Source organism: Alteromonas portus, assembly GCF_005117025.1.
Lineage (GTDB): Bacteria > Pseudomonadota > Gammaproteobacteria > Enterobacterales > Alteromonadaceae > Alteromonas > Alteromonas portus.
Genome location: NZ_SWCO01000005.1, coordinates 164,946 through 181,096 on the forward strand (window position 1 = coordinate 164,946; position 16,151 = coordinate 181,096).

Annotated in this window: 15 protein-coding genes; 5 read left to right on the forward strand and 10 right to left on the reverse strand. The window is 45.2% G+C overall.

The features are described 5' to 3' along the window. The 4 genes from kce to E5672_RS08700 are packed head-to-tail and all read left to right on the forward strand — an operon-like array spanning position 1 to position 3,686. Positions 1 to 933 (forward strand): 3,5-dioxohexanoate:acetyl-CoA acetone transferase, encoded by a 933-nt coding sequence (gene kce, locus E5672_RS08685; protein WP_136781837.1) that lies wholly within the window; start codon positions 1 to 3, stop codon positions 931 to 933. Between the two features lie 10 nt (positions 934 to 943). After that, positions 944 to 1,300: a cupin domain-containing protein gene (locus E5672_RS08690; protein WP_136781838.1), complete on the forward strand. Its 357-nt coding sequence runs from the start codon at positions 944 to 946 to the stop codon at positions 1,298 to 1,300. A 51-nt stretch (positions 1,301 to 1,351) separates the two neighbouring features. Then, positions 1,352 to 2,167 carry an SDR family NAD(P)-dependent oxidoreductase gene (locus E5672_RS08695; protein ID WP_136781839.1) on the forward strand — a complete coding sequence of 272 codons (816 nt, stop codon included), beginning with the start codon at positions 1,352 to 1,354 and terminating at the stop codon, positions 2,165 to 2,167. A gap of 55 nt (positions 2,168 to 2,222) precedes the next feature. Then, on the forward strand, positions 2,223 to 3,686 hold the full coding sequence (locus E5672_RS08700; protein WP_136781840.1) for a sodium:solute symporter family protein: 1,464 nt from the start codon (positions 2,223 to 2,225) through the stop codon (positions 3,684 to 3,686). Between the two features lie 346 nt (positions 3,687 to 4,032). On the opposite strand, the gene E5672_RS08705 is transcribed toward E5672_RS08700, so the two are convergent. The 8 genes from E5672_RS08705 to E5672_RS08740 form a co-directional block, all read right to left on the reverse strand. Continuing rightward, entirely contained in the window at positions 4,033 to 4,806 is a 774-nt protein-coding gene (locus E5672_RS08705) for an IclR family transcriptional regulator (RefSeq protein ID WP_136781841.1), read from the reverse strand. A gap of 110 nt (positions 4,807 to 4,916) precedes the next feature. Continuing rightward, complete coding sequence (locus tag E5672_RS08710; protein WP_136781842.1) at positions 4,917 to 6,014, reverse strand: HupE/UreJ family protein; 1,098 nt, start codon at positions 6,012 to 6,014, stop codon at positions 4,917 to 4,919. A 28-nt stretch (positions 6,015 to 6,042) separates the two neighbouring features. Beyond that, positions 6,043 to 7,113, reverse strand: coding sequence for a tetratricopeptide repeat protein (locus E5672_RS08715; protein WP_136781843.1), 1,071 nt, complete (start codon positions 7,111 to 7,113; stop codon positions 6,043 to 6,045). A gap of 82 nt (positions 7,114 to 7,195) precedes the next feature. Further along, on the reverse strand, positions 7,196 to 7,774 hold the full coding sequence (locus tag E5672_RS08720) for an Ig-like domain-containing protein (RefSeq protein WP_136781844.1): 579 nt from the start codon (positions 7,772 to 7,774) through the stop codon (positions 7,196 to 7,198). Positions 7,775 to 7,785: 11 nt separating this feature from the next. Further along, entirely contained in the window at positions 7,786 to 9,378 is a 1,593-nt protein-coding gene (locus E5672_RS08725; protein ID WP_136781845.1) for a DUF4331 domain-containing protein, read from the reverse strand. Between the two features lie 206 nt (positions 9,379 to 9,584). Further along, positions 9,585 to 10,322, reverse strand: a complete 738-nt coding sequence (locus tag E5672_RS08730) for an anti-sigma factor (protein WP_136781846.1) — start codon at positions 10,320 to 10,322, stop codon at positions 9,585 to 9,587. Next, positions 10,319 to 10,852, reverse strand: a complete 534-nt coding sequence (locus E5672_RS08735; RefSeq protein WP_136781847.1) for an RNA polymerase sigma factor — start codon at positions 10,850 to 10,852, stop codon at positions 10,319 to 10,321. Before E5672_RS08735 ends, E5672_RS08730 begins: the two co-directional genes overlap by 4 nt. A gap of 157 nt (positions 10,853 to 11,009) precedes the next feature. Next, positions 11,010 to 13,085 (reverse strand): TonB-dependent receptor, encoded by a 2,076-nt coding sequence (locus E5672_RS08740; RefSeq protein ID WP_136781848.1) that lies wholly within the window; start codon positions 13,083 to 13,085, stop codon positions 11,010 to 11,012. A 175-nt stretch (positions 13,086 to 13,260) separates the two neighbouring features. Here E5672_RS08740 and E5672_RS08745 point away from each other — a divergent pair, with 175 nt between their 5' ends. After that, a complete protein-coding gene (locus E5672_RS08745; protein ID WP_136781849.1) occupies positions 13,261 to 13,845 on the forward strand; it encodes an RDD family protein in 585 nt (194 codons plus the stop codon). A gap of 100 nt (positions 13,846 to 13,945) precedes the next feature. Here E5672_RS08745 and lptG read toward each other — a convergent pair whose 3' ends face one another. Together lptG and lptF are read right to left on the reverse strand one after the other, a co-directional pair. Then, positions 13,946 to 15,007 (reverse strand): LPS export ABC transporter permease LptG, encoded by a 1,062-nt coding sequence (lptG, locus tag E5672_RS08750; protein ID WP_136781850.1) that lies wholly within the window; start codon positions 15,005 to 15,007, stop codon positions 13,946 to 13,948. Beyond that, positions 15,008 to 16,108, reverse strand: coding sequence for an LPS export ABC transporter permease LptF (gene lptF, locus E5672_RS08755; protein ID WP_136781851.1), 1,101 nt, complete (start codon positions 16,106 to 16,108; stop codon positions 15,008 to 15,010). Positions 16,109 to 16,151: the final 43 nt, after the last annotated feature.

Genomic DNA, 16,151 nt, shown 5'->3' on the forward strand with positions numbered 1-16,151 from the left:
ATGAAAAAGAACAAAAAGGTGATTATAACGTGTGCTGTGACTGGGGCTATGCATACGCCGACAATGTCTGATGCGTTGCCTATAACACCTAGGCAAATTGCCGATGAATCTGTGAAGGCTGCCGATGCAGGTGCGTCTATTATCCACCTTCATGCACGAGATCCTTACACGGGCCAACCAACCGGTGACCCAGATGTATTCATGCAGTTTTTACCTGAAATAAAACAGCGTACCGATGCAGTAATCAACCTTACGACTGGCGGTAGCCCTACCATGTCAGTAGAAGAGCGCTTGGCATGCGCCATGAAAGTGAAGCCTGAGATGTGCTCTTTGAATATGGGGAGTATTAACTTTGCCATGTTTCCTTTGGCTTCCCGTTATAAAACGTGGAAACACAGCTGGGAAGAAGAATATGTCAGAAATAGCGACGATTTCATCTTCAGAAATACCTTTCGTGACATCGAAAAAATCATGACGATCATGTCTGAGCACGGCACTAAGTTTGAACACGAATGCTATGACGTAGGGCACCTTTATAACCTTGCCCACTTCGCAGACCGAGGTTTGGTGAAGCCGCCCTTCTTTATCCAAACCATCTTTGGCATTTTAGGTGGCATAGGGGCGGATGAAGAAAATCTGATGTACATGAAAAGTACTGCCGACCGTTTATTTGGAGATGACTATCAATGGTCAGTATTAGCGGCAGGTAAACACCAAATGCCGTTTTCAACACAAACCGCCTTAATGGGAGGCAATGTTCGTGTAGGTTTAGAAGACAGTTTGTTCATTGGGAAGGGGCAAATGGCACAGAGCAACGCACAACAAGTTGAAAAAATTAAGCGGGTTCTTGCCGAATTTTCACTAGAGATAGCCACGCCAGAAGAGACCCGCTCTATGTTGGGGCTAAAAGGCAAAGACAACGTCGATTTTTAAGGAGAGTGTGATGAAAATTGTTTCACTTTCAGACATCAAACCCTACAACCCTCCGGCTCATTTTGACATGGTGGCCCTCAAAATACAGGGCGAAGAAGAAACGGGATTAACCAAGTTCTGGCAAGGACTAAGCTATTTCCTACCTAATGGGGGCGCCAACATGCAGTATCAAACAGGTACTTTTGGTGCAGAGTTTGAAAAATCGTACTACGTCATTGACGGTGAACTTACGGTTATTGATGAAAAGAATCGGGTAACGGTATTACACCCAGGAGACTCTGTTGCGATTTTTCCTAACGAAGGACGCAGGCTAAAAAATAATACCAATCGCGTTGCCACTGTGTTGGTGACATTTTCAACATCTTAGTTTGACGAAAATGTTAACAACAGATCGGTAAACATAATCAGAGGACAGCCCATGGCTATGACAGATTCTTGGAGTGATGATTTCGCTCTTAACCTATTCGATATGAAAGATAAAGTAGTGGTGATTACGGGAGGGAATGGCACGTTGGGTGCCGCTTACGCGCGCACATTTGCATTACACGGTGCACATGTAATCGTCACAGCCAGGAACCAATCCACCTTAGATGATGTAGTCGCGTCAATTCAAGACACTGACGGAAGTTGCGTGGCTTACAGTAGTGATGTCACAGATCGAACTTCTATTAGTCGTTTGGTGGGTGAAATTGATCGCAAATATGGGCATATCGATGTGTTAATTAATAACGCTGGAATGGCGTTTAGAGCACCTGCAGAAGCCATGCCTGAGGATAAGTTTGAGCATGTTATGTCGGTAAATGTGACAGGCACGTTGATACCTTGCCAAGAGTTCGGAAAGTATTTCATGAAGCAGGGACACGGCAAAATTGTGAATACGTCATCGGTACGTGGTTTTTGTGGTCACCCTGATGGCTATACTGCTTATGCGGCCTCGAAAGCCGCCATCGATAATCTCACTAAGCAGTTAGCCACAGAATGGTCGATAAAAGGTGTAAAAGAAGGCTTTACTATTAATATCAATGCAATAGCGCCAACATTAATCAAGTCGCCGTTAACGCAGGAAATCTGTGAAGATCCACAAAGAATTGCCCCATTTTTAGCGCGTCTACCCATGGGAAGAGTGGCTGAAACGAAAGATATGGTAGGGGTAGTGATGATGTTGTCAGCTTCTGCATCGAGCTTTATTAACGGCCAAGTTATTTATGTTGATGGTGGATGCACTGCTGGGTAGTGAGGACGCAAACGTCATTACCGTGAGTTGATAAGAAGAGAGATAAGAGGTCGCCATGAATACCATTTTAGTACTGGTGCTTGCGTACAATATTATCGTCATCGGTGGGATTGGAAAATATCTCAGCTGGCGTGCGTCACAACAACAGCAAGTCACAGATATGGCGCTTGGCGGACGTAATGCGGGCGTCGCTATGTTCTCAGTCACGATTGCCATTACTTATTTAGGGTCTGCACACGTTTACGGCCTAATGGAAATGTCTTTTTCACTGGGGGCGGTGGCGCTATGGTTTTGCTTCGCACATACCATACTATTATGCGTCATTTGCCTAGGTACAGGGCGCTGGATTCGTCGAACAGGCACCGCTACTATCCCTGAGCTTATTGGCAAGTTGTATAACAAAAAACTGCGAATTTATACCGCATGCGTTGCTGCTATGGTGGTGTTTGGTTTGGTTACGCTTGAAGCCCAAACACTGGGAATTGGTATTTCCGCCATGTCTGGCTGGCCACTCGGCTGGAGTGCGGTGATTGGAGCTGCCATTGGTACCGCCTATGTTTGCATGGGGGGAATAAAGCAAACCATGTGGGTAAATTTGGTCAATGCAGTGGTGATGTATGTAGCGGTCATTACGGCGGGTATTTATCTCGCCTATGTACTTCCAGATGGTTGGGAGGGGGTGGTGCAACACTATGAAAGCCGTGATGAAGTTTTTAAGTTGTCCATTCTCAGTAAACCCGATTTACTCGTAAGTTTTGCTCTAGCATCCATATTTTCAGTGGTGTTTTCCCAATCTGTCAATCAGCAAGGCATGCAGGCTGCAATGTCAGCAAAAGATGAAAAAACCATACAGCGTTCATTGTGGATAGCCGCACCTATTAATGGCTTGTTCGGCGTATTCCCTGTGTTGGTGGGAATTGCGGCAGCTACTATTCCCGAATTTGCTCAACTCGGTTCAAAGTTGGCTGGCGCGGCATTGATCATTAAGTTGTTACCTACCTGGTTAGTGGTGCTGCTGCAAGCAGGTTTCTTAGGTGCTTTGTTATCTACCTTCGCAATGTCTGCCTTGGCTCCCGCTACCATCTTCGCTAAAGACATCGTAGGCTTACATTTAAAGAAGGCGCTTAGCCCAGAGGCAGAAAAAAAGCTCATTCGCTATACCATCATAACTATTGGCTTTGTGGCTGCGTTGATGACGTTATTTTTCCATCCTAACGTTATTTTAGCGATTACTTGGTTGTTCGCTTGGTTAGTGCCTTTCTTCTTTATCATTGTGGCCGGGTTGTTTTGGAAAAGAAGTGTATGGGTAGCCAAGTTGGTGCTGTTCTCTAGTTGGCTGGTTAACTTGCTGTGGTCCTTTACACCAATTAAAACCTACTTTGGCCTCACGATGCTCGAAAACGCACACATTGTAGCCATCGTTGCTTTTGGATTAACCGTTGTGGGCAACCTTGGAGTTAGGAATAGCCAACCAGCGTTATTCGCGAAGAAGCTTAAATCTGCAGCATTCGCAGGTTAGGAGGTATCATGAACTTAGCGGCACAATTGTTTTTATTATCACTGATAACCATTGCTTCCATCACTTTGTTTTTCATCGTGATACACGCAATGATAAACAAATGGGGAGAGAAAAAATGAGTGTTGATACGGTCACAAAGCTTTGGATGGGCGGTATTATTCTATTTGGCATAGTTTTATATTGCGCTGCCTATTGGGTAGCTCAACAGAATAATCGGTAACCAAGGCTACGAAAGAGCGGAGGTAATTGTGGTTACTCCTTTTTTTAAATTGAGCGTTGGGATAAGTTAAGGGCACGTGTAGTGCCCTTTATATTAACGAGTTTCGCTTAACCATTGCGCTTAATACTACTGCAAGCTGGCGCCTAATGCTTTTTCTATAATCGCTTTATATTCAATAAGTTTTTCTGATATTTCCCGTTTGTTTCTATTGAACCTTACAGACGGAATAGGGATAGAGATGGCAATGTTACGACCATAGGGATCTTCAATGGCAATACCTATTGCGCATACTCCCTCACAGTGTTCTTCTCTATCAAAGGCAATGCCTTTTTTACGTATCTTTTCAATTTCTATCTGTAAGGAAGATGCTTCAGACAAAGTGTACGGGGTAAGCTTTGTGAATGAGGCATTAGCTAGTATGGCAGTAATCTCGCTGTCAGATTTACTGGCGAGAATGGCTTTGCCATTCGCACAAGAATGAATTGGGAATGCATCACCCACGCCTGATACGGCGCGAAGCTTTTGTGAGTCGGCAATAACTTGATCAATGAATATCATAGAATTGCCGTCTTGTACTGATAGATCCACGGTTTCTTCTATTTCTCTAGAAAGGCGCTTCATATAAGGCAAAATAACCCTATCTATGTCAACTTTTGCCGCAGAGCCTAATGATACCAGACTTGGGCCTAAGCGGACTCGAGAAGTGGGGCTGGCCGAAATTAAAAAGCCTTCAGTTGCCAGTGCACCTACGATACGCTGAACTGTAGAACGGGGTAAGTCAACTTCACTGGCAATGGCACTTAAACTTAAGCCATCTGGCTTGCCTTCTAAAGCGCGAAGCACTTTTACTGCCCGTGAAATTACCTGTATTCCTTGTTTTGAACTTCCTGCCTCTGACATCGCTTTTCCTACGTTTAACTGTCGAGTTTAGTGTACCACATGTCAATACAAGTATATTAGAAAGAGCAAGAAATAACAGTGTTTATGTAAAGGCCTAGGCAAATTTCGCATCACCACCTCTGCAACGTCCAATTAATCGCTATTACCGCAATTATTGATGACGCAATCGGCATAATAGCTTTTGAGTAAGCCTTTAGGTTTCTGAGTAAAATGAGTAATGGAAGCAGCAGCGCAACTATAACGAGTTGTCCTAGCTCAACGCCTATATTGAAGGCAAGCACGTTCATCGCCAAACTTCCAGACTCGGCGTTAAGGTCTCCAAATACGCTCGCAAACCCCATTCCATGAAGTAAGCCGAACCCAAAGGTGATAAACCCTAAACGCATGATAATAGGGTACACATTGTTAATTGCGGTTATAACCACTGAAATAGCAATGCCTAGTTCAACAATACGGCTATCAAGGGAAATAAAGTCCAGTGCCGTAGCAGTTAACGTAATTGAGTGCGCTAGCGTAAACGTGCTGACTAAAATTACCGTACTTTTTATTATGAGCTTTTTGCTTTGTTCTTTTTCCCAGCGCTTATTTTTTCTGAATAAATTAACGGTCAGTAGTGTTGCGACCAAAAACAGGATATGGTCCAGTCCAATAAAAATATGCCAAATACCTTGATAAACCATTTCGCCGAATTGGGAAACCCAATGGTTGTTTTCTGGGGCTATAGTGATAAAGCTGCGCTCACTGTCTAGTACATACACGCTTGTTTGTTGATTAAGGGTGATGGAAGTAAGCAGTTTATGTGTGGGAAAGTCGCTCAACATACCTGTGTAATTTACAGACACTTCGTTTAAAAAAGCGCAATTCACCGACAGCGGATATACCAATAATGACTCTGCAGATATATCACGTAGAGAGGGTGGTGCAACACTAACGGTACATCGTGTCTCGCTACCTCGAATTATCAGGTGATTTTGGATGTAACCGTTCGCTAGATTGTGGTTTCTATTAACTTCGCCCCATGTCAAATTGCCGTCATTATTAGCATCAAGCCCGGCAACTTGCCCAATGTCTTTGGGTTTCAATAAGAGTTCGCCTGAAAGTGTCTCATTAGATTCATTTTTTAGGGTTAAATAACCGTTACTTAGTTCGTGAGAAAGCGTTGGAATACTGAAAGTTGCTGCTATAAGAAATACAATAAATCTAATCATGGGTCGTTCACTGAGGTAATTGAAAGCCTTAAGCATTAGTTGATGCAACATTAGCTCGGCGGGCGCGCTCTAAAAGTTTTTTGTCACTTAACGCTTGGGCATACTGCCAATTGAGTTCAGCAAATTTAAGGGCAAGTGGGAAGTCTTGCTTTATTTCTAAAAAGTAAGTGGCAACTTGTGCTGCGTGCGAGCTGTCTTCTCGCCACACTCTTATCTCCATGTTTTTAGCAAGTTGAGTTTGCACTTCTGATCGCATAATTCCTTGTGCACGCTCGGCAATGGCCCATTTTAGCAGAAGACCGTCATCGGCTTTCGTTATATCTGGCACAGTTAAGGAGAAGGTTTCAGTTACCGACGTATAGCTCCTCGTTTCAAAGTTGGCGTCTGCCCATACTAATAATGCGCTTATGGGAAGCTGCTCGAACTCGTTTTGAGATAGGTAGTTCAGAGCGGCTTCTGCGTTGCCAAGCTGCAAAGACATGTCGGCTAACACTTCGTAAAACCACTGGCGCTCCTCAGGTCTAGCATTACTGGTATAAATCTCAAAAGCTTTGAGTTTGTGAAATAGCTTAATATCTGCGTTTCGCGAAAACTCAGCGCTTACCATGCAGGTAAATGCAAGCAGAAAACTCGTTTTCCCTACCAGCTTTACGCAGGTTTCCTTTGCTTTAGCTGCGTCACCTTGCTGTATGGCAATATCAGCCATGAGTAAATAAGCAGCCGGCGATCGCAAGTGGGCAATTTGCTTTAGGTGTTGCTGTGCTTGGTCAAATTTATGAATGCCTTGTAACAACCGAGCCTCTAATATGACTAAGCGCTCTTTCTGTCCGGCATTCAATGAGGTGTAGTCTTTTCGCATAAAGTTTGCGAAACGCGTTACGCGCTCTCTTTCATCTCCTGTTGCCGAAAGGAAGCGACTTGAAGACAGGACTTTCTCCGCTTCGCCTATATTCGCTATTGATTGCTGCTGAGGTTGCCATGTTGCTATAACACTATCGAAATCAGGGTTTTGCGATTGGGCAAATGCCGAACAAGCTGACAGGGTGAGTGATGCAATTGCTTGGGCTCGTTTCAAAGCTGAGCACTTTACAAACTTCATGAATAGGTCCTTAAAAAAGCCGTCCCTGGCTTTACGGTTGACACTGGTTTTTTGCTAACAAATTTCTATTATTTAATGCGTGTTATTGGTCTATCAATAAGTCATCAAATGTTGTTTCGTCAGCATCTTGGGTGAACTCGCGTCCATTTATTAGTAACGGTTCATCCGTTGGCGCTTGATTGAAGGCATCGCGGGTATAGCTAGAGAAAGACACCTGCTGCGCTTCTATGGTTACGCTAACGGTAGCGGTAACATCAGGGTTTACGCCGTCAGAAACAGTAAACGTAAAGCTATCGCTTCCTGTCACTTGAGCATTTGGCGTGTAAGTAAAGGTGCCATCTGTGTTTACTTCTGCACTACCTAAACTGCCGTTTTCACCAAGACCGAAGGTCAGTGCATCGCCATCTTCATCGGATGCCGTTAAGGTGCCATCAAACGCAATATCAGCCAGCGTTGTCAGCATTTGGTCAACGGCAACCGGCGCTGCATTCTCTTCAGGGGCTTGATAGTCGTTATCGTCGTCACTGTCGAAACAACCTGAAAGTGCTAACACCAATCCTGAAGCAATCCACATACGGTGTTGTTGACGTAGTGACGGCGTTTGCTTATTAGGCGCAGTGTTACCACCACGCTTATTTAATAACCTAATCTTCATAGACATGATGGATCTCCTTATTCAGAGCCAGCAAGTGGTGTTTTTAGGTACGGAAATGATGAATCAATCATGCTTGCATCGACAGGTGCACCATCAGTGAAAGGTACATTACCTACGCTGGCGTCCTCTGGTGTACAAAGGCCAAGGTCTGTATCTTCACCTGCTACTGGGATGGGGTAGCACAAACGGCCCATAACTACGCGAAGGGCGATATCAACTACGTCATCACCAGGGCGGCGACCGTTAGGGAAACCCGCTAAGTCATCGCCTGCCACACCAAATGCTGACTGCGATTCGGCTGGCGTTGCTGGAATACCCGTGTTCAGGCGCAGCATTTCTGATGCAGTTACAGTGGCTTGCTGGTTAACGCCTGGGAAGCCAGTAAGGAACGCCGTAACTAAGTCCATACGCGGGAAATTAGTTGGCGCAAGGGTCTCAATATCCGTACCCAGTGTCGTATTCACTGCATCTTTAAACAGAATGTTCAGTAGCTCTGGCAAAGAAGGGTGAGTTACATAATCAGCAAATTGACCATCTGCACTTGGATGAGAGCTAGAGAATTTGTCTTTATCGCCAATACCAATAACAAGCTCATTTACTAGCGGGCTACCTAAACGAGACACTTGGGTCATTGCACCGCCGTTAGTTTCGGGTTTAGCAAAAGTGGCATCTGGGTTCAGAATACGAGCTTGCGGTAAACTTGCCGTGGTCCAGCTACCAATTACGCCATTGCCTTCACCGGTAACACACGCTTTTGGAACTTCAATGGATAGGGCTGTCACGTTTTTATCGGCTAAGTCATCATTCATGGCACTTTGCGTTATACCGCCAGGAAAACCTTCACCATCGCCTGCGCCCGGTGCGCTGTCGCCCTCAACAGGTACATAATTTACCAAGTCGAATGTTTTGCCTAAGTTAACAACGAAGGGGTCTTTACGCTGACCAACAAATACTTTGGCCATGTCATCGCACCCAGGGATGCTGAACGAATAAATAAAGCTTTCAGCATAGCGTGCGTATTCCGCTTCACTGGTAAAGGTTTTATTACCGATGTAATCAAGCGGCTTTTTAAACATATCGCCCATAGTGGGTGTAAGGGTGGTGCGCGTGCCTGTCTGCATGTCGCCACTTACCATAGTAAGGCTGTACATCTCTGAGAAATTAGCTGCGCTTGAATCGTCTGCGCTGATACCGCCTACATTTTTAAGCGGCACTTTTACCATTTTCTGCTCGCCTTCTGGGCCAATTGGCAGGGCAATACCTTCATTATCAGCAGCAAGCATGTTGTTAAATTGGAAAACAAAGCTTAAGTCTTCAACCGCATCGCCATCGCTATCAATATGAATGGCATAATGTGCGTTCGGGTCCATTGCAAAGTAGTTAGGGCCGCCGTAGGCGTCTTGAAGTGGGATATAGTTTGCGATAAACGTCACGTAGTCTTCACGCCCTTGCTCATAGCTGTTAAAAGCATAAAAGTCGGTGCTATCTAAGGCTGGGTGACGGGTAATATTAGGTGCTTCACGGTGACTTGACGCTATTGCGCCCGCAGTTACGGCTGCGCATGTCACGGCAATAGCCAGTGTTAGAGTTTTGCGTTTGAATTGGATCATGTTGGGTCTCTCTGTTTTTATGAGTTCAAAAGACCAAACGATTGAAGTTTCAACTTAGATGCAAAAATGTTTAAAAAATTAAAATAAAATTTTTATGAAAAGTAAAAGTGTACTGTCTGAAAGGCTTTTTTTAAAAAAGCGATAAGTATAAATCGCAAAAAGGCCACGCAATGTGGCCTTTTGACTAAGTGCATAAGTGATTGAATTTATACGGAAACAATCGGTGCTATATAAAGTACCTCCGTTGGAGCTCCTGTAACCGAGCCGCCAGGTGCTTCTAAGCTTACTGCTAACGCCGCGATGCTTTGATCTAGCAAAATATCTGGGGTCGCTCGAGTATCGCCATTGGCTTCAGGCATCAAACCGAGGGAAATTGGCGCTTCACCGTTTGCCGGAACCATCCACAGTTCATAGTCTTTGTCTGCTAAAGCCACGAATGCATCGGTAACCTTAACATTCATGGTCGTGTCAGAAACTTCTATCACCCACAATGGCGTGTTATCAGCATTATTGACTACGGCAATATGGGAGACCTCTGGGGTAGGCACAGGTTGCATAACGAAAAGCAATACGGCCAACACCATTGCCGCAGCGGTGGATATAAACGATAAGTTCTTCCAGCGTTTCTGCTTCTCTTTTTCGAAATCAAGAACATTGTCGCTACTTGTTTTAACGTTAGTCGTTTTATCGATAAATTCAGCATCGTTGGTGGCCTTATGGCCAAGTTTTACTTGGATGTTCTCCCACACTTTTTCAGGTGGTGTTACCGGCGGTAAAGTTTCTGCAAAGCCCGTTAGGTATTGCTCCCATTGTGAGGTTGCATCGCTAACAGCCTGATACTGCATCATTAGCTTTTGATAGCGCGTGCGCGCTTTTCCTCGTAGCGTTCCAACTACATATTCTGCGGCGAGGGCATTTAATCGCTCTTCTTTTAAATAATTCATAGTGATAGGCACCTCTGCAAGCTTTGCAAGCCTCGTCTTATCCAGCTTTTAATAGTTCCAAGTGGTGATGCCAAGTGAGTAACGACCTCTTGGTGCGACATACCATTCACATAGGCTAAATGGATAGCCTGGCGCTGTGGGCCGTCTAACTCATCTAAACAAGAGGCTAGCTTAGCCTGCTCCGCGCCAAGTTTTATTGTTTGTGCGCTCTCGACATCTGAAGGTGCGTCATCGCTTAATTCAACTTCATTTCTTACGTTGTGGTAGCGAATCAAATCGAGCGCGCGATAACGAGCGATACTCACCATCCATGTAAGGACGGTGCCTTTGCCTCGCTGGTAGTTACCAGCGTTATGCCAAATTTTTATGTAGGCATCTTGGGTAGCTTCATCTGCAAGTTCAGGGCGCTTCAAAAGCCTTAAAGCAACAGCGTAGAGCTGTGGACTGGTTATATTATAAAGCTCTGCAAACGCTTTTTTGTCGCCGTCTACAGTTTTACACAGCAGAGGAAACAGAGTTTCGTGTTCCATTGTTGCTCCTATTATTATCGTTATGGCGCAGCCATTTGTGTATTGCTTAAGTGTTAGGCAGCTACTTTTAAAGTAGCATGCTTTATGTACAACTGCCTGAATGGTTGCAGAATTAAACCCAACTGTTTTTTCAGTGAGTAAACTAAGCCTCGGTATTTTAATATTTCACTGAAAATGTAAGGCGCACATTTCTCGGCTCGACAGGGTGATAATGTAAATCCTCAACCCCTTCCTCTGACTCACCAGGAAGTCTAGATGCGTAAAAGTAATCTATATCGTGATCGTCACTGTCTAAGGCGTTGAGCATTTCTAATGTTATGTCCCATGTTGGCTGGCGATAGGCAACTTGAGCATTCACTAAAAATGTTGACGGCGGTGAAATTTCATCGAAGCTTTCTACGGTGCGAGAACTTAAGTAGCGGCCTCGTAGGGTATAGCTGAAACCTAGTTGGTTACTTCTTTGATAGTAGGTTAGTCCTGCACTCACCACACCTGGCACGGTGCCATCAATGTGACGGCCTTCGCCTTCAACGCTGTCGCTAAATCGTGCTTTGGTCCACGCTGCTTCAATGTCTGCGGTAAGGTGGTGGCTTATCCAGTAGTAGGCACTCACTTCAATGCCGTGTCGCTCGGAGGGACGACTAGCCTCAGTAAAGCCTGCATCACCAACATATACCAGCTCGCTATCAAGTTCTAAGCGCCACAGGGCAGCAGACAGGTTATAGGTTTTATTGTCGGTGTAGTTAACACCCGCTTCATAGCCAAGGCTCTTTACTAACAAGGGAGCAGCTTCGGTGGCGTCACCACTTACCGGGTCTATACTAATGGTTGCTCCCCGTGCATCGTTGGAATGAAAGCCCTGCCCAACGTTGGCAAATGCGGTAAGTTGGTCTGATACACTGTACTTCAAGCCTGCTTTAAGGGTAAATAAACCGTCACTTTCGCTTCCTGAATTAGCACCAAGATTGCTGGTAGCGTCTACATCTAAGTAATCGTATCTACCTCCTAATGAAAGGCTTAATGCGTCACTTAGCACAATGTTTGACTGGGCAAAAAGTGCATAGCTGTTACTGTCTATTTCGTCTTCTCGTATAGTGCCAAAGCGGGTTAAGTTTTGGGTCCGATACAACCCCACATTATCGATATCGTCGAAACGCCACTGGCCACCTAGGGTAATACTACTCCCGTTTGTTATTGCCAAGGGCAGGGTAGTGAATATCTCGCCACCGTATATTTTTCTGTCGTCAGCTTGTTCGAACTGATCGCCTCGCTCAGGATTATCAAGGAAATAGGTAAAATTAGAGAACAAACTAAGTTCGGTATCTATGACATAAAGCGAAGCATTCCATGTATCACTGGTGTAGTTTGCAGATAAACTATACCGAGAGGATTCACCGCCAACTTGGGTATCGATAGAGCCAAGGCGGTCTATTAAGCCGCTTTGAATAGCGCGTTCTGGAACTTGATCAGCGCCATTCCAGCTGTTGTCGTAAGCCATTCCCGTTACAGTAAGTTGGCCGTCTAGCAAGGGCGTAATGTAACGGATATGTGCGTTCTTCTTTTTTACGTCTTCGTCTACGTCAGTCCACGGGCCGTCATAGGTTTGATATTCAAAGGCGGTAACGACACGGCTCTCACCAGCCTCAAAATGGTTTAATGCAACAGCGCGCTTGAATCCATATTCACCTAGGCCTAAAAACAATTGGTTCTGTTCAAGGGAGTCTCGCAAGTTGAAGAACGCACCGCCAGCGCTAGAAAAATCGCCTATGTTGGCGTAATAGGTGCCTTTGAAATAGCTAAGGTTGTCAATAAATTCGGGGATAATAAAGTTAAGGTCACTGTAGCCTTGACCGTGTCCGTGGCTTCGCATATTCACTGGCATACCGTCTACACTCACCGTGAAGTCAGTACCATGGTCTAGGTTAAATCCACGCAAAAAGTACTGGTTGGCTTTACCCGAGCCGCTGTGTTGGGTCACCATCATGCCCGGGATAAATTCAAGTATTTCGCCGGCTCGTAACATAGGGCGCTCAATCAAGGTGTCACCAGACACCCATCCCTGAGAAGCCGAGATAAATTCACCATCTTTTACTGAAGAGTCACCTCGAACTCGAATATGTTCAATATCACTTTCGGGGTCGTCGAGCGCATATGCAGTGCCCATACCAAGTGAAAATGAGCTAGCGATAAGCGTTGTTAGCAGAGTTTTTGTTGTCACCGTATTTGCGTCCATTATCCGTCTGTTATAACAATAACGATTAACAATGGTTAATGGATGCAAAAAGGAGGAAATCATTTTTCTTTGCTTATTGCACTATTAAATGCCGTTAACTAAGGCTTATGTTGTTTAAGCGATGTGGCGCTTGTGTCAAAATAAACGCTGTTGTTAATGAAGCGAAGAGATACCCGTGGCGAGACACGACAGAAAAGCCAAGAATAAGTCCTCATCATCTAATCACTTAAAAGCGAAGGATGATAAAAACGCGCCTAACTCAGAATCAGACAGTTCATCGCTAGAGCGAGCTGGATTCGTTAGACGTTTGTTGGCAATGATTTACGATACACTAGTAGCCACTGCTGTAGGTATGTGTGCGGCCATGGTGATGATAGTAACGCTGGTGGTTATGCTGAAAAACGGTGCCCTTGACCTGCAAGGCTATGCTGAACCTGCCGACCTTATCCAGGCATCTTTTGGTTATAAGTTGCTTATTCAAACGTGGGTGGGCTTGTGGATAGCTGGTTTTTTCTTGTGGTTCTGGCGCAGGGGCGGGCAAACCCTAGGCATGCGTGCATGGCGTTTACGAATTTATAGCACGGTTGAAGAACCAATGACCTGGCCGCGCTTGTTCATTCGCCTTATAGCATCGCTAGGTGGTCTAGGTACCTTACTTGTTCTATTTGATTTTAAAAATAAACAATCACTGCAAGACCGACTGGCAAAGACGGAAGTGTTGAAGCTGACCAAAGAAGCGAACGACCACAAGAGCTGGTAAAGGTGCTTTGTAAGGTGCTAAAAAATCGCAAAAAAAAGAGGTTGTAACGCCTCTTTTTCATTAGTTTTGACTGTTGAGTGAGATGAATGCTGATAGGTGATCAACGCCTCAACATTACCCCTGCAATGGCCGCGAACAGCAAGCTTGGTAGCAGAGCCCCTAAGAACGGAGGTAGCTGATAGACTAAACTCACTGGCCCAAATACTTCGTTAAGAATAAAGAACCCGAAGCCTGTGAGTACGCCCATAATAACTCTTGCGCCCATGGTAACGCTTCGCAGCGGTCCAAAGATGAACGACAGTGCCATTAACAGCATTACGCCAACAGAAATAGGCTGAAAGATTTTTCGCCAAAGCGCTAGCTCATAGCGCGAGGGATCTTGGTCGTTGTTATCTAGATAGTTTACGTAATCTAGCAACCCAGTGATGGATAAAGCCTCTGGCTTAACGGCAACAATCCCTAGCTTGTCAGGCGTAAGCGTTGAGTTCCAACGCATGCGATTATTTTCATCAACCGTAACATTCGTTTCTGTAAACTTGGTTACTTCAACGTCGCTTAGCCACCAACCGTCGCCGTCGAAGGCCCCGTTTTTAGCGTGAGTAATGCTTTCTAGCGACAAGTCAGGGTTAAAACTAAATATGCTCACATCTTTGAGAGAGTCTTGGCTGAGAACTTGGCCTATGCTTACAAATCGGTCGCCATCCTTTGCCCACACCAGCTTGTCGGAAGAAAACAAGCTACCACCTGAAATAGCCTCGGTTCTTATCTGTTTTGCTTTGGTTTCGCTATAAGGAGTGACCCACTCACCAACAGCCATCACTAATAGAATCATTACTAGGGTGGATTTCATGGCTGAGTTTATGATGTTCCAGCGGCTCATACCTGCGGCTTGCATCACTACCAATTCGCTATTGCTAGCCAGTACGCCCATACCAATAAGGCCGCCTAGCAATGTTGCCATAGGAAAGAACTGCTCTAGGTCGCGAGGCAAGCTTAGCAATACGTAGATAAAAGCGACCAGCATGTCATAGTCGCCTTCGCCAATTTTACGTAGCTGTTCTACAAATTTAATGAGCGCGCTTAAGCCAATAAGTACGCTAAGCGTAACGGTAATAGTACCTAACAGCGTACGGGCGATATAAAAATCGAGGATCTTAAACATCTACTTTTTCCCCAATATCCAAGCGCGCAGTTCTGTGCCGGTTTTTCTGTCTCGCACAATCAACATGACACCAATGATCAGCATGATGGTGTGCACCCACCATAAGCCAAGCTGAGGTGGCATTTTGCCGTCTTCTAATACACGTCTACTTGCCAGTAGCAACAAGAAGTATCCCAGATAAAGCAGGATGGCAGGGAACATTTTACCAAAGCGACCCTGCCGCGGATCGACTGCGCTTAGTGGCACAGCAATCAGTACTAAAAATGGAATAGAAAGGGGTATAGCAATACGCCATTGAAGTTCGGCTCTGGCTTCAATACTGTCGTCTTCCCACAGTTCGTTAGTAGGCAGCACGCTTACCTTGCGACGGGTTTCGTCGGCGGGTTTGTCGGCAATCTGAATTTGGTATTCGTCAAATTCTACTTTGCGGAAAGCCTTTTCCGATTGCTTACCTTCGTACTGTACCCCTTCTTTCAACACAAGGTTTCGCGTACCGTCAGGGTTATTGGCCACTTCACCAGTTTGTGCATACACAACGCGCACGTCGCCTTCGCTGTCGTCCGTTTGATTTTGCGACAAAAACACTCGTTGCAGCTTATCGTTGTTGTCTACTTCGTGAACAAAAATAACGGCTTTTTCGTTACCCGTTTGCTGGAATCTACCTGGCATAAGAGCAGAAAGCCCAGCTTCATTGCGGGCTTTTTCTCGCAACTGGTATTCGTTCTCTGCAGCTAATGGCGCGAAATATAAGGTAATCGCGCCTGTGACTATCATGATAAGAACAGACAAGAACAGCATTACCCGCGTAACGTACCATTCACTGATACCACAGGCACGCATTACGGTCATTTCACTGTCTACATACAGCCTGCCGTGTGCCAGCATAATACCCAGATAAGCACTAATAGGCAGCACCAATGAAGAGAGGATAGGGGCATATAAACCTAGGAAGCCAAGCACTAGCCCAGCGGGGATATCACCGTCTGACGCATCGCCCAACACGCGCACAAATCGCAAGGTGACAAAAATTGCCATTAGGATAAAGAAAATCGCTAACTGAGATTTCAGCGTTTCCTTAAGTAAATAGCGGAATATCAGCATCTCAGCCCTTCCGGAAAATTAGGAATTTTAGTGAAAGAAAGCA

What these genes read in the sequence shown, in the direction of transcription:
- lptG (WP_136781850.1), bottom strand. Translation starts at nt 15,007, where the DNA reads ATGTTTAAGATCCTCGATTTTTATATCGCCCGTACGCTGTTAGGTACT.
- E5672_RS08735 (WP_136781847.1), bottom strand. Translation starts at nt 10,852, where the DNA reads ATGGAACACGAAACTCTGTTTCCTCTGCTGTGTAAAACTGTAGACGGC.
- E5672_RS08715 (WP_136781843.1), bottom strand. Translation starts at nt 7,113, where the DNA reads ATGAAGTTTGTAAAGTGCTCAGCTTTGAAACGAGCCCAAGCAATTGCA.
- E5672_RS08720 (WP_136781844.1), bottom strand. Translation starts at nt 7,774, where the DNA reads ATGTCTATGAAGATTAGGTTATTAAATAAGCGTGGTGGTAACACTGCG.
- E5672_RS08740 (WP_136781848.1), bottom strand. Translation starts at nt 13,085, where the DNA reads ATGGACGCAAATACGGTGACAACAAAAACTCTGCTAACAACGCTTATC.
- E5672_RS08710 (WP_136781842.1), bottom strand. Translation starts at nt 6,014, where the DNA reads ATGATTAGATTTATTGTATTTCTTATAGCAGCAACTTTCAGTATTCCA.
- E5672_RS08705 (WP_136781841.1), bottom strand. Translation starts at nt 4,806, where the DNA reads ATGTCAGAGGCAGGAAGTTCAAAACAAGGAATACAGGTAATTTCACGG.
- E5672_RS08725 (WP_136781845.1), bottom strand. Translation starts at nt 9,378, where the DNA reads ATGATCCAATTCAAACGCAAAACTCTAACACTGGCTATTGCCGTGACA.
- E5672_RS08690 (WP_136781838.1), top strand. Translation starts at nt 944, where the DNA reads ATGAAAATTGTTTCACTTTCAGACATCAAACCCTACAACCCTCCGGCT.
- kce (WP_136781837.1), top strand. Translation starts at nt 1, where the DNA reads ATGAAAAAGAACAAAAAGGTGATTATAACGTGTGCTGTGACTGGGGCT.
- E5672_RS08700 (WP_136781840.1), top strand. Translation starts at nt 2,223, where the DNA reads ATGAATACCATTTTAGTACTGGTGCTTGCGTACAATATTATCGTCATC.
- E5672_RS08695 (WP_136781839.1), top strand. Translation starts at nt 1,352, where the DNA reads ATGGCTATGACAGATTCTTGGAGTGATGATTTCGCTCTTAACCTATTC.
- E5672_RS08730 (WP_136781846.1), bottom strand. Translation starts at nt 10,322, where the DNA reads ATGAATTATTTAAAAGAAGAGCGATTAAATGCCCTCGCCGCAGAATAT.
- lptF (WP_136781851.1), bottom strand. Translation starts at nt 16,108, where the DNA reads ATGCTGATATTCCGCTATTTACTTAAGGAAACGCTGAAATCTCAGTTA.